The organism is Absiella sp. AM29-15 (genome assembly GCF_003434225.1).
Taxonomy (GTDB): domain Bacteria; phylum Bacillota_I; class Bacilli_A; order Erysipelotrichales; family Erysipelotrichaceae; genus Hoskinsella; species Hoskinsella hominis.
The window spans coordinates 112,697-133,072 of sequence record NZ_QVFL01000014.1; the positions used below are offsets into that span (position 1 = coordinate 112,697).

General features: G+C 35.1%; 19 protein-coding genes. 7 read left to right on the plus strand and 12 right to left on the minus strand.

Features of this window, described 5'->3' with window-relative positions:
- Positions 1–6 precede the first annotated feature (6 nt).
- A complete protein-coding gene (locus DW761_RS14380) occupies positions 7–1,413 on the minus strand; it encodes a spore germination protein (protein WP_117455475.1) in 1,407 nt (468 codons plus the stop codon).
- A gap of 116 nt (positions 1,414–1,529) precedes the next feature.
- On the opposite strand from DW761_RS14380, the gene DW761_RS14385 reads away from it, so the two are divergent.
- The 6 genes from DW761_RS14385 to DW761_RS14410 all read left to right on the plus strand — a co-directional run bounded on the left by DW761_RS14385 (position 1,530) and on the right by DW761_RS14410 (position 8,823).
- On the plus strand, positions 1,530–2,183 hold the full coding sequence (locus DW761_RS14385; RefSeq protein WP_117518535.1) for a response regulator transcription factor: 654 nt from the start codon (positions 1,530–1,532) through the stop codon (positions 2,181–2,183).
- On the plus strand, positions 2,183–3,607 hold the full coding sequence (locus DW761_RS14390; protein ID WP_117518536.1) for a sensor histidine kinase: 1,425 nt from the start codon (positions 2,183–2,185) through the stop codon (positions 3,605–3,607). The genes DW761_RS14385 and DW761_RS14390 overlap by 1 nt, the downstream gene beginning before the upstream one ends.
- Positions 3,597–4,346 carry a hypothetical protein gene (locus DW761_RS14395; RefSeq protein WP_117518537.1) on the plus strand — a complete coding sequence of 250 codons (750 nt, stop codon included), beginning with the start codon at positions 3,597–3,599 and terminating at the stop codon, positions 4,344–4,346. Before DW761_RS14390 ends, DW761_RS14395 begins: the two co-directional genes overlap by 11 nt.
- A gap of 76 nt (positions 4,347–4,422) precedes the next feature.
- Positions 4,423–5,733, plus strand: a complete 1,311-nt coding sequence (locus DW761_RS14400) for a hypothetical protein (RefSeq protein WP_117518538.1) — start codon at positions 4,423–4,425, stop codon at positions 5,731–5,733.
- Positions 5,734–5,743: 10 nt separating this feature from the next.
- Positions 5,744–6,469: an ABC transporter ATP-binding protein gene (locus DW761_RS14405; RefSeq protein WP_117518539.1), complete on the plus strand. Its 726-nt coding sequence runs from the start codon at positions 5,744–5,746 to the stop codon at positions 6,467–6,469.
- Entirely contained in the window at positions 6,466–8,823 is a 2,358-nt protein-coding gene (locus DW761_RS14410) for a hypothetical protein (protein ID WP_117518540.1), read from the plus strand. The genes DW761_RS14405 and DW761_RS14410 overlap by 4 nt, the downstream gene beginning before the upstream one ends.
- A 17-nt stretch (positions 8,824–8,840) precedes the next feature.
- Here DW761_RS14410 and DW761_RS14415 read toward each other — a convergent pair whose 3' ends face one another.
- The 3 genes from DW761_RS14415 to DW761_RS14425 are packed head-to-tail and all read right to left on the minus strand — an operon-like array spanning position 8,841 to position 12,850.
- The gene (locus DW761_RS14415) at positions 8,841–10,685 is read right to left on the minus strand and encodes an ABC-F family ATP-binding cassette domain-containing protein (RefSeq protein ID WP_117518541.1); all 1,845 of its coding nucleotides are present in this window, start codon (positions 10,683–10,685) and stop codon (positions 8,841–8,843) included.
- A 30-nt stretch (positions 10,686–10,715) separates the two neighbouring features.
- Positions 10,716–12,026 (minus strand): N-acetylmuramoyl-L-alanine amidase, encoded by a 1,311-nt coding sequence (locus tag DW761_RS14420; protein WP_117518542.1) that lies wholly within the window; start codon positions 12,024–12,026, stop codon positions 10,716–10,718.
- A gap of 14 nt (positions 12,027–12,040) precedes the next feature.
- On the minus strand, positions 12,041–12,850 hold the full coding sequence (locus tag DW761_RS14425) for a LicD family protein (protein ID WP_117518543.1): 810 nt from the start codon (positions 12,848–12,850) through the stop codon (positions 12,041–12,043).
- A 167-nt stretch (positions 12,851–13,017) separates the two neighbouring features.
- Between DW761_RS14425 and DW761_RS14430 the strand changes: the two genes are divergently transcribed.
- The gene (locus DW761_RS14430; protein WP_117518544.1) at positions 13,018–13,953 is read left to right on the plus strand and encodes a Gfo/Idh/MocA family protein; all 936 of its coding nucleotides are present in this window, start codon (positions 13,018–13,020) and stop codon (positions 13,951–13,953) included.
- A gap of 31 nt (positions 13,954–13,984) precedes the next feature.
- Here the strand turns inward: DW761_RS14430 and asnS are convergent, their stop codons facing one another.
- The 8 genes from asnS to DW761_RS14465 form a co-directional block, all read right to left on the minus strand.
- Positions 13,985–15,370 (minus strand): asparagine--tRNA ligase, encoded by a 1,386-nt coding sequence (asnS, locus tag DW761_RS14435; protein WP_117455497.1) that lies wholly within the window; start codon positions 15,368–15,370, stop codon positions 13,985–13,987.
- Between the two features lie 153 nt (positions 15,371–15,523).
- Positions 15,524–15,649 (minus strand): hypothetical protein, encoded by a 126-nt coding sequence (locus DW761_RS21675; protein ID WP_255412394.1) that lies wholly within the window; start codon positions 15,647–15,649, stop codon positions 15,524–15,526.
- A 27-nt stretch (positions 15,650–15,676) separates the two neighbouring features.
- Positions 15,677–16,309, minus strand: coding sequence for a redox-sensing transcriptional repressor Rex (locus DW761_RS14440; protein ID WP_117455499.1), 633 nt, complete (start codon positions 16,307–16,309; stop codon positions 15,677–15,679).
- A gap of 152 nt (positions 16,310–16,461) precedes the next feature.
- A complete protein-coding gene (gene tsaD / locus DW761_RS14445) occupies positions 16,462–17,475 on the minus strand; it encodes a tRNA (adenosine(37)-N6)-threonylcarbamoyltransferase complex transferase subunit TsaD (protein WP_117455501.1) in 1,014 nt (337 codons plus the stop codon).
- The gene (rimI, locus tag DW761_RS14450) at positions 17,472–17,921 is read right to left on the minus strand and encodes a ribosomal protein S18-alanine N-acetyltransferase (RefSeq protein ID WP_117455503.1); all 450 of its coding nucleotides are present in this window, start codon (positions 17,919–17,921) and stop codon (positions 17,472–17,474) included. Before rimI ends, tsaD begins: the two co-directional genes overlap by 4 nt.
- A gap of 1 nt (position 17,922) precedes the next feature.
- Complete coding sequence (gene tsaB / locus DW761_RS14455; RefSeq protein ID WP_117455505.1) at positions 17,923–18,528, minus strand: tRNA (adenosine(37)-N6)-threonylcarbamoyltransferase complex dimerization subunit type 1 TsaB; 606 nt, start codon at positions 18,526–18,528, stop codon at positions 17,923–17,925.
- Positions 18,528–18,971 (minus strand): tRNA (adenosine(37)-N6)-threonylcarbamoyltransferase complex ATPase subunit type 1 TsaE, encoded by a 444-nt coding sequence (tsaE, locus tag DW761_RS14460; RefSeq protein WP_117455507.1) that lies wholly within the window; start codon positions 18,969–18,971, stop codon positions 18,528–18,530. Before tsaE ends, tsaB begins: the two co-directional genes overlap by 1 nt.
- Positions 18,972–18,988: 17 nt before the next feature.
- On the minus strand, positions 18,989–20,215 hold the full coding sequence (locus DW761_RS14465) for a peptidoglycan bridge formation glycyltransferase FemA/FemB family protein (RefSeq protein WP_117455509.1): 1,227 nt from the start codon (positions 20,213–20,215) through the stop codon (positions 18,989–18,991).
- Between the last annotated feature and the right edge of the window lie 161 nt (positions 20,216–20,376).

The following is a 20,376-nucleotide window of genomic DNA, read 5'->3' on the forward strand; positions in this document are numbered from 1 at the left end:
TTCTTCTTACTTTTTATATCGACTGCGTAATTTCTTTCTCGCAAAAATCATCTTAAAATCATGTGGATGAAAAGGAATCAAAGGATACAGATAGGATGTATTTGTGATTGTTTTAGTACTGCATAAAATAATGAGGACAACTATCAATCCAATCCATAATCCAAAACGTGGTACAATTGCGATACATAGTAACATTAAGATACGCATAAATTTGATAGCATAGCCTAATTCCACACTGGGCTGGGTAAAGTTAGCAAGCGCCACAAACGCCATATATAAAATGATTTCTGGTGCCAACCAGCCAGAGTCTATCGCAAAATCACCTAAGATCAATGCACCGATAATACTAAAGGAGCTGTTAAGGGAGCTTGGTGTATTTAAGCTTGCCATTTTTAAAGCGGTGATACCAAATTCCAACACCAGCATCTGCACGATTACAGGCAGATTCATGGTATCCTGAATGAGTGTAAAGCGAAACCATGCAGGACATAGATCTGGATTGCAGTTGAAATAATACCAGATAGGTGTCACAAACAGGGTCAATAAAAAGACCAGAATACGTATGATGCGCATATAACTTCCAGTCACTGGCGGTAAGTAATAGTCCTGTGCTTCTTGGATAAAATCAAAGAAACTGGTTGGAAGCAGCAGTACACTTGGACTGTTATCAATCATTAAAACGATTTTTCCTTCCAGAATATTGGAGCTGGCAGCATCTGGGCGTTCTGTGTATCGTACTTTTGGAAAAGGATTCAGCCATTTATGAGGAACAAGTGCTTCCGCAATGCTTTCCTGTGCCATGGTTAAAGCTTCTACATGAATATTGGCTAATTTTTCACGGATATCTGCTAACATCTTTTGATCCACCAGATGCTCCATATAACATAAAACAATATCTGTTTTACTTTCACTTCCCACACTTGTATATTCCATATGTAAACGAGTATCCCTTATTCTTCGTCTGATAAGTGCAGTATTAAATATCAGGGTTTCCACAAACCCATCCCGGCTACCCCTTAATACTTTATCTTCTTCCGGTTCCTGCATACTGCGGGTTGGATACGTTCTGGCATCAATGATGATTCCTTCTTCATAACCTTCCACAACAAGTAAAATGGAACCACTCAATACAGCTGTAATACATGTTTTCATATCAGGTTGTACATCCACTTCCAAGTAGGATAAAAAGCGGTCGCAGAAGCTTTGTACACTTTCTTTTTGTATGGTATCTTTGATATCTGCCTTTAATAAAAACTCCATCATCTTTTCTAGAATTTCATCTTTCGCAAATCCATCCACAAAGTATAAACTCATAGAAGTATCTTGTACCTTTAATGGTTTTCTGACGATATCAAAGTTTTCTTTGATATGCATTTGTTCATTGATCATTTGTATTTTATTTTGATAGTTCATCTTATCACCTGTTGTTAAGATGCACGCCTTTTGTGTTTTTATACACATATCATGGTAAAATAGAAATGATACAACTTTGATACATTCATCGTAAATACTATGACAGGGTGATAAACATGAAAATATTAATCGTAGAAGATGAACGCGCAATTGCGGATTTGATGATTTTAAATTTAACCAGAGCAGGCTATACCTGCACCTATGCACAAGATGGTGAGATTGCTGCTGATCTTGTGGAGCAACACTCTTTTGATCTGATTCTTTTAGATATTATGCTGCCAAAAGTTGATGGTTATGAATTTATGAGCTATGTGGAGCCTCTTAAAATTCCTGTGATTTTCATTACAGCCAAAGGCTGTGTAAAAGATAAAGTAAAAGGGCTTCATATGGGGGCTGATGATTATCTGGTAAAACCCTTTGCTATTGATGAATTATTGGCACGTGTAGAAAGTGTACTAAGAAGATATCATAAAGGATTGGAAGAAATTCATGTGTTGGATATTGTAATCTATACATCATCCCATGTTGTCAAACAAAATGGCAAAGTCATCTCTTTAACAAATAAAGAATATGATTTATTATTATATCTTGTACAGAACCGTAATATTGCTTTATATCGAGAAACCCTTTATGAAAAGGTTTGGGAACAGGAAGGCGTGGAGGAAACCAGGACACTAGATTTACATATTCAACGACTGCGTAAGAAACTAAACTGGCATAATTATATTCAAACGGTATATAAAATCGGTTATCTACTGGAGGTGAAGTAATGAAGCTTTCTTCTAAAATTGTTTTTAGCTGTATTACTACCATTGCCATCGTCTTTTCTCTTGGTTCTACGATCATGCTATATCAAAATCAGAGACATCTGCTGGATGAAACCTTAAAACAAAAGCTTTCAGCCCATGAAATCGAAGTAAATGCATTAGAATCAAAACTGGTACAGGACAGTTTAGATCATTTAACAGATAAGGGAAATGATTCAGATAAAATGAATGAGCGTTTTAAGTATTACCTGCAACAAAACAACAGTATGAAAAATCGTCAAAATGAAGGATACGTACTATATGATGAACATGGAGATGTGATTTATTCTGACATGTCGTCTGTGCTTTATAAAAAGTTGAAAAAAGATGCATTTGATACATATTATATCCTGGATACAAATACAGCAGCATATAGTATTTTCACCTCAAAGTTAACTGCCGGCAATCTTCACTGGTATATTAGTGCGGCTTATAATATAGAGGATGTTTATCAGGAACGTACGCGCCAGTTTCAAAGTTTCTTGATCATTGATGCCTGTATTTTACTGTTTTCTTATTTATTATTACAATATATTAGCCACTATCTGATCAAACCGATTCAAAAGCTGAATGAAACAAGCCAGCATATCGCCTTGGGAAATTATAAGGAGCGTACTAATATTCAAAGTGATGATGAAGTTGGTGAACTAAGTAAAAGCTTTGATCATATGGCAGATGCCATTGAAGCCAACATGACACAATTAAAACAACAGGCAGAAGCTAAAGAAGCCTTTATGGGCAGCTTCTCCCATGAAATCAAGACGCCAATGACGGCAATCTTAGGATTTGCGGATATGTTAAGAACATACGATTGTGATGTGGAAACCAGAAGAAAGGCTGCCGACTATATTTATACGGAAGGAAAACGTCTGAATAGTTTATCACATACCATGATGGATCTTTTATCGTTGAATGAAAATACACCAGCATTATGTAATGTATGTGTGGATGATATCATCACTGCTTTAAAAAAATACTATCAAGGCACTAACTGCTCCTGCCGTTTAGAATTTATCTGCGCATCTGCAGTTGTCTTATCCAATCAAGAATTATTGTTTACCATGTTGCGTAATCTGATAGATAATGCCATCAAAGCCTCATCAGATAGACAACTAGTGCTGATCAAAGGCGTGGTTTATGAAAGGATGTATCAATTTTCGATTATTGATGAAGGCATTGGTATGAATGAAAAAGATGTAGAAATGGCATTAGAGCCATTTTATATGGCAGATAAATCTAGAACCAGAAAACAGGGTGGTGCAGGACTAGGTTTAAGTATTGTGAAACGCATTCTTGATATTCATCATAGTCATCTGGATATAAAGTCGATTCCTGATAAAGGAACAACACTTAGTTTTATGCTGGAGGTGATACCTCATGAAAATTAAAATTGTATGCTTCCTTGTGATGGTGCTTACCATCCTTTGTCCCTTATTGTTATTTCAAGTCCAGGACTATATGGATCAAACAAAAAGCTATGCAATGCCACATACATCCATTGATGATATCGTATTGAAAAAACATCCGATTATAGCTTCTATCTATAATGAATTTTATAGTTCTGTAGATAATGATTATTTTAATTATGATTATACAGATATCTCTGTTTATGATAAGGATATTCAAGAAAAACTAATAGATATGAAAAAAATCTATGAGGAAGAAATCAACGCATTATTAACATATAAAGTTTTAAAGCCTGAAGAATTGCAGCTAAGTGATCAACATTTTTCATTAAATTTTGGATATCTAAATACTCGGTTCAAGAAAAATCAAAATGTCTTTCCTTTATCCCAAATTTATGAAATCAGAAAAGATGGTAGTGAGAGTGCTAATTTTATTTTATTAAAAGATGTTCATAAAATAAGTAAACTATCGATTTATCGCACAATGACTCCAAAAACCTCTGAGGAATTAAAAGCAATTGCATGGGCATATATTCAATATTTAGGCTTGGAGGATTTAGATGACTGGCAATATACTGCTTATGGGTATGAATCCTATTCTGCGAAAATTCAGGTTTATTGTGATATGTCACAAGTAGGAGAACCACAGTATGAATTAAATGTGGGAATCTGTCCGATTGGTCAACATTCTAAAATATATAATGCAATCATTATGCAGTAAGAAACAGTGCAGGCTGTTTCTTTTTTGATACAAATTTGATACATGTCATTGTTAGGATGAGCTTGAGGTGAAGAAAATGAAAAGATTTAAAACAGGCATGATTTTATTAATGAGCGTTGTATTATCTGCATGCCAAAGTAACACAACAACGCCAACAGCGAAGCCAAATGAACAAAAAGAAGAAACACCAAAAGAGGCATTGCAAATGAAATATTTATATCGTGGGGATGGAAATGAGAAAGGATTATATCATATCGCTTTAAGAGATGTTGATCATATAACCTATGCAAATATTTATTATTATGATTATGCATCCAAAAAAGAGATTTTTTTATGTGATCAACCACAATGTAAACATATAGATGATAGTTGTACATCCTTTGTGAAAGATTCCATGAATGATTATGTTTTCCTTCATGATCAGCATATATATCAAATTCATATGAGTACAGGCGGTATGGTAATTGGAAATGATTTAACAGTAGAATCCAGTTCACAGACTGGTTCTATTATACAAATGGATCTTGATGGAAAAAACAAAAAAACGCTTTGTACATTACCTGAAGGATATTCATTTGATGATAATCGTGTCATAACAGATGAACGTTATGTATATCTTCCTTTAGCCAAAGAAGATATTATCTCTAAGAATGAAAATACCCATATGAATTACACAGTAGATTCCAAATTATATCGAATTGATCTAACAAATGGTGAACAAGAAACCATCATGGACTTTCATGATATGAAAATTCAAGGTGTTAACAAACGAGATATCCTTCTATCCAAAAATATATATCAAAAAGATATCAACAAACTGTTACAGGAGAAAAAATTTGATGAATATGAAACAGTCGCAAGAAATGCAAAATTAAATTTTACAAGTTATCATATCGATGAACAGAAAATGGATGAATATATTCCAGTTAATACAAAATCATCTTGTTTATCTTATCAAGATAACTTGTATTATGATCTTGATAATGCCATACATGAAGTTTCCTTAAAGGACGCAAAAGATCAAATCATTGCGCAGATGCCAAATGATTATCAATATATTCTTTCAGAGATATGGGATGGTAAGGCGATCATTCAGGCATGGAATGATGCCCAAGAATATATTACTTCCTATACGTTATCACTCAATGATAAAAAACTTACTCCATTGACCTTGATGAAACATCAGCCAAATGAGCCTATGGACATACTTGGTGAAACCAAAGACGCCTTCTTCGTATATTATGATCATGACCAGCACGCAGAAAAAACCTGGGCAGGTACTGATCAATATACACTAGATAAAGCCTATTATGGAAGTATATCAAAAGATGATTTTTGGGCAAATAAAGATCAGTTTGAAACCTTTGATACCATCAGTACACAATAAGGAGAAATATATGCTTGAAATTAAAAACGTAAGAAAAGCTTATCATAATACCATTGCACTTTCAAACATCAATCTGACATTAGATGAAGGAATTTATGCCCTGCTTGGTCCAAATGGTGCTGGTAAATCAACATTAATGAATATCTTATGTGATCAATTGAAAATGGATGAAGGTGAAATATTATGGAAGCATCAAAACATTTATCAACTGAATAAAAGCTATTTTGATATTCTTGGCTATGCGCCTCAACAACAGGGATTATATGATGAATTTAGTGGAAAACGCTTTTTAACCTATATGGCGCTTTTGAAAAATATTCCAAGAAAAGAGATAGCATCTGAAGTGGAAAGAGTTGCGCGTTTGGTCAATATGGAGAATGAGTTATGGAAAAAATGTAAAGCTTATTCTGGTGGTATGAAACAACGTATGTTAGTGGCACAGGCCTTATTGGGACATCCAGCATTATTACTTTTTGATGAACCTACCGCTGGTCTTGATCCAAAAGAACGTGTATCTTTACGAAACGTTTTTGCTGCACTTGCAAAAGATCATATCTTACTGATTGCAACACATGTAGTAAATGATGTGGAAAGTATTGCAAAAGAAGTCATCTTTTTGAAAAAAGGAAATATCATTGCCCAAGGCAGCGTGGATACACTGATACAAGAGCATCCCCATGCTGAATCTTTAGAAGACGTATATCTAAGTTTGTTCAAAGAGGAAGAAACGCTATGATTTCCATATTAAAAATGGAGGCTTATAAATTATGGCATAAACCTAATTTTATTGCACTGATGATAATCATTTTCTGTATGAATCTAGGAATATTCGCCTATCTTGAACAAAGTCAAAATATACCTTTACATGCGTATCAAACCTTACAGGTAAAATTAAATACGTTGCCTAATGAAAAACGTTATACATATATATGTAATTATGATGATCAAATCCAAGCATTTGAAATACTTTCACAAATGCAGTCATTAAAGCAGCATAAAGAAACAAATCAACTCGCTGTTTTACAGAGCCAATATCCAGATATTGAAAAAACATATGGAAATGACTTTTTACAATATACCCCATATTTCACGGATTCATTAGAACTGGAAGCTGAATTTATGCATACCATACGCAAGGAGATGGATACTTTATACCACTATAAAGCACAGCTTCAAGATATCAGACAAAAAGCTGATGCGATATCCTCCATATCAATTTTTTCACAAAAAGATAGTTTTTCTGCCAGAAATATCATAAAGACTTCCCATGATTTTGAAAAGATGTCTGATTGTATTATCACCTATCAACTGGAAAAAGGAATAAAAGATGCAACACACGCACCAATTACCGATATATTGATTTTGATTATGATGATGGTCATTGCATCTTCTATGATTATGGAAGAAAAAAGCCGGCATCTATTTTCTATCGTAAAAACAACCAAACGAGGATATCTGGAAACAATTATTTCAAAATGCATAATCATGAGTATATCCATTTTATGTTTTTCAAGTATGATGTATCTGTCTAATCTTATATACATGCAGATTTTTTGTGGACTTGGAAATCTAAATGCCAGTTTGATATCTTTGGCTTCTTATTCACAAAGTACACTTTCTATCACAATCAAACAGTTTTTCTTTCTCTTTTTCACAACGAAATGGCTGGTTGCATCCATGATTGGCTTTTTCATGTTAATGATTGCCGTTTTATCCTCACATCGCCTGAGCTGTTTTACAATCATTTTGGTTTTTCTTGGTATAGAAGGTGTATGCTATCAATATATTCCAGCAAATACCAGATGGCAGTTATTAAAATATCTAAATGTTTTCAATTTCCTTGAAACAGACAACTTGTATCAAATATACCGCAATCTGAATATTTTTCAATATCCACTGTCTTTACAATTCCTATCATTTATATGCATGATTACATTATTGTGTTTGGGATTTATCGCATGCGTTCTTGCTTATACAAAGAAAAGAAATCTTGTGTTATCGACAAATGATAATTTGAATTTGTTAAGCCATCATACATTTGCTTTATCTTTATGGAAACAGGAATGTTACAAACTATTATGGGTACAAAAAGGAATCATTTTTCTAATTTTATTTTTCATACTTCAGGGATATACGTTTACAAGTCATCAAACATATATATCACAAGATCAGCGTCAGTGGATTTCCTATATGAAAGAATTATCTGGATTACCTAGCCAACAAAAAGATGCGTTTATAAATAAACAGGATGTATATTATGAGCAGCTGCATCATCAAATAAATGAGCTGCAAAAACAATATGATATGCATAAAATTTCAAAACAAGAATTACAAAAGATGATAGAACCACTCACACAACAGTTATATGGTGAAGAAACATTTGCGAATATAAAAGCGCAATATCAATATGTGAAAGAAGGTAAAAATCGTCGGATGATGGTTCCTTTTGGATATGAATACCTGTTCTTTCAAGATCATGCCAATGCCATCCCGGCCATATTGGCTTTAACTTTTCTTATTTTGATGCTATCTAATTTTGAATGCTATGAATATCATCAACATCATGACCAGTTGATTTACACGACAAGTAAAGGAAGGTATCATTTATTTAAAGTGAAGCTAAGTATTGCACTTATATGTGGCCTGATTTTTACACTATTAGCATTTTCTTTTGATTTTTATCATGTGTATGAAATGTATGGTCTATCAAACATACAAGCCTCAATTACTTCTTTCACATATTTTTCTACATTGCCAGAAGGTATGAGCATATTACAGTTTTTAATAATCATGTGGTGTTGTAAATTGATTGCCATAGAGAGTGCTGTCTGCATCATATTCGGCTTATCCGTAAAATTAAAACAACAAATTTATGTCATTTTCTTTTTTACACTGACTGTAATTTTTCCTTTGATCTTGTATTTCATAGGCTTTCATTTTTTAGATGGGTACAGTTTGATTGCTTTATTTCACAGTGCTTTTTTCATTAAAGAACAGGCTACCTTTTATCCATTATATGTTACATTATTTTATATATTGGTTGCGTGTATCAGCTGTAATTACGCCCAAAGAAGCATAAAAAAACGATGAAATTCATCGTTTTTTCTTTATCCCATAAGCTCACTATATTCTTCCCATTGCTCCATCAAATGTTCAATCTCATTATGAACATCATCGATTTGGGCATCTAAAGCATCCATCTTCTTTACATCATGATAATATTCTGGATCAAAACGTAATTCTCTTAAATCTTCCAATTCTTTTTCTTTGACTTCGATTTTCTTTTCCAGCTTACTGATTTCTTTTCCATAATTGATTTGGCGTTTTGGCTTTTCTTCTACCTTGACTTCTTTGGCACTTACCACCTGAATTGGTTCTTTGTGCATATATTCATTGTATGTTAATGGATAGTAAGTTGCTTTTCCATCATCAATCACAAGAATAGCAGTAGCTAGTTTACTGATAAAATATCGGTCATGGCTGACAAACAGCATGGTGCCTTCATATTCACTTAAGGAATCCTCCAAAGCTTCTTTGCCAATCAGATCCAAGTGATTAGTCGGCTCATCCATCATAAGAAAATTAGGATGAGATAACATCAGTTTCACAAAGCTTAAACGCACTTTTTCTCCACCAGATAAACAATCAACGGTTTTAAACACATCATCACCGCTAAATAAGAAACAGCCAAGCGCTGTACGGATTTCTGTACGATTTAAATCTGGGAAGTCTTTCCATACTTCTTCTATGACGGTATTAGTCGTATCAAACTGGGCAAGCTCCTGATCAAAATAGCCAATTTCAATTTGATGACCTAGTAAGAAGCCACCAGATAAAGGTGGTATCTGCTGCATCAGGGTTTTCATCAAGGTTGATTTTCCTTTTCCATTCGGTCCAATGATGGCAACTTTTTGCCCTTGCATAACTTCTAAATTGACCGTACATAAAGGATGATCATAGCCAATGGTTAAATCTTTGACTTCCAATACTCGTTTTCCACCACGAACATTTGGCGTAAAACGAGCCTTAAACGTTTTTTCATCGCTTTTTGGGTCTTCGATACGATCCATACGGTCTAAATATTTGATTTTACTTTGCGCAAATGCTGCTTTATTCTTTTTATAACGGAACTTTTCAATCAGTTCTTCCATACGTTGAATTTCTTTTTGCTGGCGGACATAAGCACTTTTCTGCTGTTCCAAATCACTTTTTTTGGCATTGACATAATTGGTATAATTGCCTGGGTAACGACGCATGACACCATATTCAATTTCATAAACAACATCAACGACATCATCCAAAAACATACGGTCATGAGATACCAGTACAACTGCTTTAGGATAACGTTTTACATAGCCTTCCAGCCATTCAATCGTATCAATATCTAAATGGTTTGTTGGCTCATCTAACAACAATACATCAGGTTTGCTAAGCAGCAGTTTCACAAAAGCAAGTCTTGTTTTCTGACCACCACTAAAAGTTGCTATGCTTCGTTTTAAATCTTCTTCCTGAAAACCAAATTTTGTGAAAATCGTCATCAGTTCTGAATGATAGGTATAACCTCCCATTTCTTCAAAACGCTGTTGTAGATTCGCAAAACGATTCATATTTTCTTCACTTGGATCCTCACTCATCTGTGTAGTCGCAAGCTCTAATTGTTTTCCAAGCTCTTTTACTTTATCAAATGCATGTTCTAATTCATCTTCCACAAGGGCATTCTCATTAGAAAAGGTCGTCTGTGCAAGATACCCAATGGTTAAGGCACTCTCTGCATGAATTTCTCCTTTATCCAAATGCTCTATATCCGCAATCACTTTCAATAGTGTGGTTTTTCCACATCCGTTTCTTCCGACAATTGCGATTTTTTCCGTATTACGGATTTCAAATTGAATATCTTCAAAGATGACATCCGCACCGAATTGTTTTGTTCCCTTATGAATCTGATACTTCATAATCATCACCTATCTATCTCTTTATTAATTTTATCCTTCAAGTACATTAATACTTAATGCAAATGCTTTTGCACATGATTTTACTATTTTCTCTTTATTTTTCTTCCAATTTGCGGCATCTTCCTCATTTGTGATATATGCGAAATCAAGCTCTACACCCTGCATGCCATTGGCATCTTTAAAGCTCTTGTTGGCTTCTGCACTCGTTTGTGAATATCGCCCAGCAAGTGTGGCACGACCTCCACTTTCCCTTAACTGCAGGTTTAAATCATAAATCGTTTCATTATCCAAACGTCCTTGGGTCAAGCTTGTTGTGACGATTCCAGGCCAGCTAGGATTGGTATAATACAAGGAGCCAGCTTTCACTACCTTGTCTTTTTCCATATAATACATCATATTACGGGCAAGTGTAGCGCTGCTATAGGATGAATGCCAAATTTCCATACCATTGGCTTCACTTGATGGATTTGCATTGAACCGCAGGAAAAGATAATATTTTGCCTGTTTCTTATATCCTTTTGAAAGACGACCATCCTCTCCATATGTTTCAATGACCTGATCTTTACTATCCTTTGTGATTTCTACACGCAGACCATAACTTTCAAGTTCTTTTTTCATAATTACTGCCGCATCATACATTTCATCATTTTCCACCAGACCATTGGCTTCATTTCCTTTGTCTGGAACATTTTGTACATCGACATTCATTCCATAAGGATCTATCAAAACATCGATTTGATCATCATCTGCTTCTTTACTAGTGATATTTAAAAACATATAGTTTTGATCCATTATGATATTCTGATCTTTTAAAAGATCCTTATCTGCGATAATACTGACATTTTGTACCTTGCCATTTCTTTTTGCGGTGGTAAAGGTATTGCTTTCCACAGGATTGGCAAATACAACACGTTTTTTTATCATATTATCAATCACATTGACTTCATAAAATCCATCTTTGATGTTTTGTAAGACAATTTTCTGATCCACTGTATTCCCCATGGACATTGTCACTTCACTATCATCACATACATTATGCAGAACCACAGATTTACTAGCCATCGTATCTTTATGAAGTGGAGAATAGCTTTGATCAAAAAGATTTAAGGATTCTCCATAATATAGATAATCCGATACACTCATGATTTCGGCACTTTTTTTATTTAAAACAGATACCGTTTTCTCCGGTGTAAAACCACATACCGTAAAAGAGGTCTTTTTTTCTTCTTTTACTAAAAAGACAGAAACACCGGCATAAATCACAAGAGCAATCAGCAATAACAGTGGAATCAGTATTTTTAATTTTATACGGTATTTTCTTTGTCTTGGTGCATATGCCATCGTTTCGTCCTCCTTTATAATTCAATATCTTTGATATGCTTTGGTGCTTGTGCTTTCTCTGGTGGAAAACTCATATAATTTGCGCCAACCTCTGCATTCAACATATAGTCCGCATTCTTTGGAATGGGCAGTTTTGTATCTTCAAATTCCACATACTGAACAGGAAAAATACTGTCATATGGATAAGTTACCGGATGGAAAAAAGAATTAAAGGTCCATGTCAGATCATAGCCAACCATTGGACTGTTTTTATTGATTTCTCCATATTTCTTCGCATTGCGTACAAAACGTTTTTTCAACAGATAAGGATTGATATGCAGGTTTTCAAAAAAGGCAATCAATACCATTAACAACCCATTACGACATCTCCAGAAAACATCCTTCGTCTGATTTTCACTTACGTGATCAATAATAAAGACATCAATAAAAATTCCATCACTGTCTTTACATTTATTTTTCAAAAGGAAATTTGCTTCTCTACAATATGTACCTTTCAATCGAATCTTCATAGGCGGAATCAATACGTTATATTCCTTGTGTGATTCAAAACTTTGGATTACATATTTATCTCCAAGCTGATTCACAACTTTCAGGAAGCGTTCATAATCTTCTCTCATCATACCAATATCCGCATCATCATCCCATGGAATAAATCCTTTATGACGAACGGCGCCAAGAGCACTTCCTCCTGTCATCCAATAAGGAATATCATTTTTTTGACATACTTCATCTATATCCTTCAGCATCTGTAACAGTACTAATTGAAGCTGGCGTACTGTTATCTTTGTGCCGTCTTCTTTTTCTTTTAATATATATTCTTTCACATTAATCACCAGGTTATATTATAGAGGAAAATAGTCGAGTTCACAATCATTTTCATAAAATATCACAATTTTGAAAGACTTTCAGTAATTTTCCCAGGAAATATTACAAAAATCCTCCTATACGCATGGTTCTCCTTGCGTTATAATAAAGCCAAGAGGTGATGATTATGCAATTACACTATGGTTTGATATCCTGTGCCAGCATCACAGATCGTTTTCTCCATGGCATATTAGAAAACGGGGATATCATTGAAGCAATCGCATCACGAAGTTTGATAAAAGCACAAGAAAAAGCGAAGCAATATGCAATACCAAAAGCATATGGATCTTATGAAGAAGTATATCTAGACCCTGATGTGGATATCGTATATATTTCCAATAACAATGCGAATCATGTAAAAGAAATCAAAAAAGCTTTATCCTATAAAAAACATGTTATATGTGAAAAACCTATTGCTTTAGATCCAGAAGATGGAAAAGATCTGTTCTATTACGCCAGAAAACAAGGATGTTTCCTGATGGAAGCACAAAAAAGCTTGTTTCTGCCTGTGATGCAGGATATCTATCATATCATTAAAACAAAACAGCTGGGCGATTTACATCAAGTATCCTTATCTTCCAGTTTTCCTAATCCAACTGCCACATGGATGCATGATCCAATGCAGGGTGGTGTCGTATATGGAAGTGCCAATTATACCATTGAGTTGCTGGATTATTTGATAGAGCCAAATACGATTCATGTAAGTGCATTAGGCACGAAAGAAGAAAATGGCACATGCAATCGTGTAAGTATTTCTATGATTATGGATGATGTACTCATCAACAGCACGATTTCCATGAAAGGCGACACAAAAAAACAAGCCATTTTTTATTTCACAAATGGCTATATTGAAGTTCCTTTATATTGGAAAGCACGAGAATATCGTATCATCCAGCAAGATCATATCAAGCGTATCATCTACCCATGCCGCTATGAAATGAAATATGAAGTTCTCCATATAAATGAATGTATCTCAAAGGGTTTATTAGAAAGTCCTGTGATGAGCGCACAAAGAAGTACCATCTGTTGTCAACTAGTGAACCAGATTATCAGGCAAATATAAAAGAACTGCTGAATTTCCAGCAGTTTTTCTTTTAATATAATAAATTTCTTGGTGTACGTGGGAATGGTTCAACATCACGAATGTTTGAAATACCAGTCAGATACATCAACATACGATCAAAGCCAAGACCAAATCCTGCATGTTTACATCCACCAAAGCGACGTAAATCCATGTACCATTGTAAAGAATCACTTTCCATACCCATTTCTTTCATACGTTCAGCTAATACATCATAGCGTTCTTCTCTCTGGCTTCCACCAACAAGTTCTCCTACACCTGGTACTAACAAGTCACAAGCAGCCACTGTTTTACCATCTTCATTCATACGCATATAGAATGCTTTGATATCTTTAGGATAATCAATCAAGAATACAGGACCGTTTACAACTTTTTCGCATAAGTAACGTTCATGTTCACTCTGAAGATCCATGCCCCATTCGATTTTGTTGTTTTCAAATTTTACATCAGCTTTCTTCAATTCTTCGATAGCTTCTGTATATGTCATGCGTTTAAATTCGCTGTTCATAACCTTTGTGATACGATCAATACATTCTTTATCAATCATCTTTTCAAAGAATTTCATTTCTTCAGGTGCATTATCTAATACATACTGGATACAATATTTAATCATATCTTCAATCAGATTCATATCATCATCTAAATCCGCAAATGCGATTTCAGGTTCAATCATCCAGAATTCAGAAGCATGACGTGTCGTATTAGAGTTTTCTGCACGGAAAGTAGGGCCAAAGGTATAAACATCACGGAATGCCATAGCGAATGCTTCCACATGCAGCTGTCCAGAAACAGTTAAAGAAGCATGCTTTCCAAAGAAATCTTCTTCATAGTTTGTATCTTCACGTGTTGTAACAGTGAATGTTTCACCAGCTCCCTCTGCATCATTTCCAGTAATTACTGGTGTGTGCACATACACAAATCCTTGGTTCTGGAAAAATTCATGAATAGCCATAGATAATACAGAACGCAAACGAAATACTGCATAGAATGTGTTTGCACGAGGACGAAGATGTGCAATTTCACGCATATATTCAAAGCTGTGACGTTTCTTCTGTAAAGGATAGTCACGATCACAATCACCTTCTAATATAACTTCAGTGACCTGAATTTCAAATGGTTGTTTTCCTTCTGGTGTCAACACAAATTTACCAGTAACAGTTAAAGCTGCACCTGTAGGATATTTCTCCACTTCTTTAAAGTTTTTTAAATCTTGTGTATACACTAACTGAGCATTGCGGAAATACGTACCATCATTTAATTCAATGAAGCCTAATTTCCCACTGCAGCGATTTGTTCTGATCCATCCCTGTAACTGTACATATTCCATTGAGTCTAGTTCTACATGAGATCCACTTAATACGATTTCATATAGTTCGCGAATAGTCATAAATTCAAACATGTTATTTCCTCCTTTTTATCATAAAAAAAACGTTCCCATCACAGGAACGCTTGTTTTAGCGCGGTGCCATCCTGATTCTTCATGCATAGCATAAAGCATCTTTTTAGCATGTAACGTATGCCTGACGAAATCGTCTACTTTAGTTCTCCGATTCTACTCCACAGGTGTTCTCCATAAGCCTTTCGTTCTGCCTTTCACCAACCGCAGAATCGCTTTTTTCGAAACAATCTTATTTCGTCCTGTTTCCTTGTATTTCAACTCTTGTTTAGATGATACCACAAGTATCCTCCATTTTACAAGCTTTTTTTACAAATGTCCGATATTTAGTTTGTTTGTTTCAAAAACCAGCTCCTGAATAGACGTTACAACATCAATACTCTTTAATATAACGCCCTTTGGAATCTGAATATGTTCATGTGTAAAGTCAATTAGTCCAATGATGCCACAGGCAATCAAACGATCAACGGTCTGTTGAATATTATCACTGATCGCAAGAATAGCGATACGACAGCCATCAGGAACCCGTTGCTCCAGCTCACTGATATCATAAACAGGAATACCAAAACGAACACCCTGACGATCTGGATTGATATCAAATGCACAGGAAATTTCACCAACGACATAATCCCATTTATTATACTTCATCAATGCACGTCCCATGTTGCCTGCACCTACCAGTATGATCTTTTCATCAAAATCCATACCTAGTTCCTGATTAAAAATTTCAATCAGCCGGTTGACATCATACCCATAGCCCTGTTTTCCAAGATTGCCAAGGAAAGAGAAATCACGACGAATGGTAGTTGGCTCAATATTCACAACACTCGCCAACTCTTTAGACATGATACGTTCCACACCGGAACTTTGTAATTTTCGCAGCGCCTTCAAATATACAGGATATCGTTGCAGCGTTGCCTTTGGTACGTTCTTTTCACTCATGTATATCACCTATGAGTTAGTATACCACGAATTTTTCTATTTGTGAATAAATTAATAAGTTTAACATGCAAAACATTCACATATTTTATAATAACCATATCATAAATTCTTATACGCTAACAAAAAGACAGCAAATGCTGCTGTCTGAAAATTTAACGCTCTAATTCCATTCCCGGATTTGCGGTTAAATCAAAATCTCCACGCTCGCCATGCAGGTATGCCACCGTACCGGCAACACCAATCATTGCCGCATTATCGGTACAACAAGAAAGTGGTGGAATAATAAACTCAACATCCGGATATTGATTTGTTAAATCCACACTGACTTTTTCACGCAGACAAGAGTTCGCCGCAACACCACCAGCCAGTACCATCTGCTTTGGATGATATTGTTCAATTGCTTTTCTTGCCCGCAGCAATAATGCCTCAAAAGCCGTTTCCTGATAAGATGCCGCAAGGTCTGCAGGTACAAAGCTTTCTCCTTTACGTTTGCATCGATCAATAAACTGTAACACACTGCTCTTTAAACCACTAAATGAAAAATCAAGTTCATTTTCGGTCTTAGGTTTTGCTAATTGATAAACAGGCTTTCCTTCTTTCGCAAGTTTATCCACATAAACACCGCCAGGATATGGAAGTCCAAGAACACGGCCAACCTTATCTCCAGCTTCACCAATCGCATCATCCTGGGTCGTACCAAGAATCTCAAAGCTCCATTCATCTTTCATATAGACTAATTCTGTATGTCCACCAGATACTACAAGGGCTAGCAATGGAAATTTTAAATCCGCAATCAAACGATTTGCGTAGATATGTCCAGCAATATGATGCACAGGAATCAAAGGTTTATTAAAAGCCCATGCCAGCGTTTTAGCGGCTTGTACACCTACATGCAGGCTGCCCACCAGACCAGGTCCCTGTGTCACAGCAATACCATCCATATCTTCTACTTCCATATTTGCCTGTTTCAAAGCTTCTTCAATGACCATAGAAATATTTTCCACATGGATACGGCTTGCAACTTCAGGAATGACACCACCGAAATCTTTATGTACATCAATTTGTGTAGCGACGACGTTTGCCAATACTTCTTTTCCGTTTTTTATGATTGCGACTGCCGTTTCATCACAACTGGATTCAATCGCAAGAATATACGTATCTTTCATAAACAGCTTCCTTTCAAGGCCTTTACCAAAACATAGGCATCTTCCCCATTATCATGATAATACCCTTTTCTCGTATTTACATTGATAAAATCGTATGATTCATATAATCGTTGTGCCGCAATATTGCTGACACGAACCTCTAGTGACAATGTTTCACAATGCATTCTTTCCACATCTTCTATCATTTGATCCATTAAAAGATGTGCTAGATGCTTGCCACGATATTGCGGTAAGACAGCGATTTTCGCTAATTGTGCAATATCAAAAGTAACCCAATAATCAATGAATCCAATAATTTTGCCTTCTTCTTTTAACACATAGATAAAGGCATAATCATTTTCTTCTAATTCATATAAATATTGTTCCTTACTCCATGGCGCAGGAAAACAAATAGCATCAATTGCAACGATTTCATCAAGATCTTCTTTTTTTAATGCTTCCAGCATACTATTTTACCATATAGGCACTCTGGTCTTTTAAATAACGTGGTGTTAAGATATGAATGTTTTCCACTTTTCTTGCGTAAGGACGCAAAAGTTTAAAATTTTCAATAAAATCAATATCTGTTGTTTCCATATCGATCAAAGAAGTATCCCCAATTACTTTTAAATCTGGATGTTCTTTTAAGTAGGCTTTAATTTCATCCAGGTTCATGATACATTCTTCTTTGTCAAACACTCCATGATTTAAACTACCAGCATATGCACGAGAACTTCTCGCATCCAGCATAACGAATACATGATCATTTACTCCTGCATATAATTGCAAGGTTGATATACAATATAACGGGATATGTTTTCTCGTACATAAAACCTTTGCGACTGCCATCGCAATACGTACCCCAGTATAGCTACCTGGCCCATCTGTAATCATGACTTCATCCAAATCATCAGCTTTCCAGCCAACGCTGTCCATACAGGCAATTAATTCCGGAAATAAAGTTTCACTTTGCTGCTTCCAGCAAGACAAAGCTTTTCCAGCTTTTACTTCACCATCTTCTAACAGCACAATCACCAAATGGCGATGTGCACTATCCATACATAAGGTTTTCATTATAATTCCCTCACAATCTTTTCATATGCTTCACCGACTGCCTTAAACATAAATGTTCTTTCTTCTTCTCCACTACGATGGATTTCGATTTCCAATCGTTGTTTAGGCAACTGTTCTTCTATGAAACCAGGCCATTCCACAACACATACACCATCTGCATCAAATACTTCCTCAAACCCTAAGTCTTGAGAAATACCTTCTAAACGATATGCATCAATGTGGTATAAGGGCATCGTTCCATTATATGTCTTTAAAATCGTAAAAGTTGGGGAATTAATTACTTTTTTAACACCAATTGCTTTACCAATTGACTTTGTTAGTGTAGTTTTTCCAGCACCCAAATCCCCCGTTAAGGTGATTAATGATCCAGGAAATAATAATGCTCCCAGCTTTTCGCCTAATGCTGCTGTTTCATCTAAGGAATGTACAACGATTTCTTTCATACAAACACCTCCTGTTTTTAACGATTACGTTCTTTCAAACGTTTATATACAAAATTAAAGAATGGATATACAAGTTTATTCACCGGAATATCAAATTCTCCAATAAATTCATTGATCATTGGATTAAAGTTATCTTTGAATTTCGTTAAACCATCATCCAAAGAACCTTCTACACCACCCATATTACAAGTACCACAGCCATTTTCAAATGCCCACTTCATGTTTTTTACATAAATATAGTATTGAGGCATAAATTTCTTAAAACGTTGATCCATACCTGCATATAGCATTTCACAAGTATGTCCATAACGAATACTTAAAACACCTGCAATATGTATGGTTCCCTTTACTTGATCCATTTCATCGAATATTTCTTTAAACTCTTTTACATCTTTTTCCAAAGAACGTTCCATATCCTGTAAACGGCGCAATTTCTTTTTCGCATTTTCAGGACATTCTTCTATTTCCTTCTCAATATCTTCATGTTTTTTAATATATTCATGGTATAGTGCTTCTAAATCTACACTTGCAAGGAAAATCTTTGCGTCTGTTGGATAGGCTTCACACAGTTTTTTGAAATATTCAAGGTTACGCAAATGAACACCTTTACGTTCCTCTGTTAATTCTACCAGACGGGCAAACTCTTCTGCAAATTCTATGCCTCCCATTTCAACTTCAACATTGCGTTTTAGTGCATCTTTCATCAAACGTTTTGTATGACGAGGAAGACTTTCTTCAAAATCATCACACTTATACACATTGGATTGAAAACGTGGCTGTATAGTATCCGCGATATGCATCGTAAAGCCTAAATGTTTTCCTCCAACTTGCTTCATATGATTGATATATTCTTCAGTATCTTCATAACGATTGGTGTTGTATTCACTTGATTTATAATCATTTACATGAATGCCTGGATCAACCTTAATAAAGATACAATGATCTTTCTTACTATATTTTTTTAATCCTTCAAAATATGTATTAATAATTTCCTGTTTATGAAAATCCATAACCGGTCCTTTTGGCAGATAATACATTGTAAATCCAAGTGGCAAAGGTTTAATTAAAACCAAAGATGAAGCAACCAGTTTATTATTTCCATCACGCACACCTGCAAGCAATGATTTCCAGTTGTCTTTTACTTTTGCCCAGCTGGCAGATTGAAGTAAATTACAGTATTCATGTACTGTAACAAATGCATCATGTTCGTCTTTTGTTATATTTGTTGTAAATGTATAAGCCATTTTATCAACCTTTCTTTATCTTTATTGGATTGAGTATGTCAATCTCAAACATTATACCACAATTCATAGCACGCATATCAAGAACTTTCATATATTTTCAAGATTTATGAAAATAAAAAAAAGCCTCACAAATGTGAGGCAAACAGACCTGGCAACGTGCT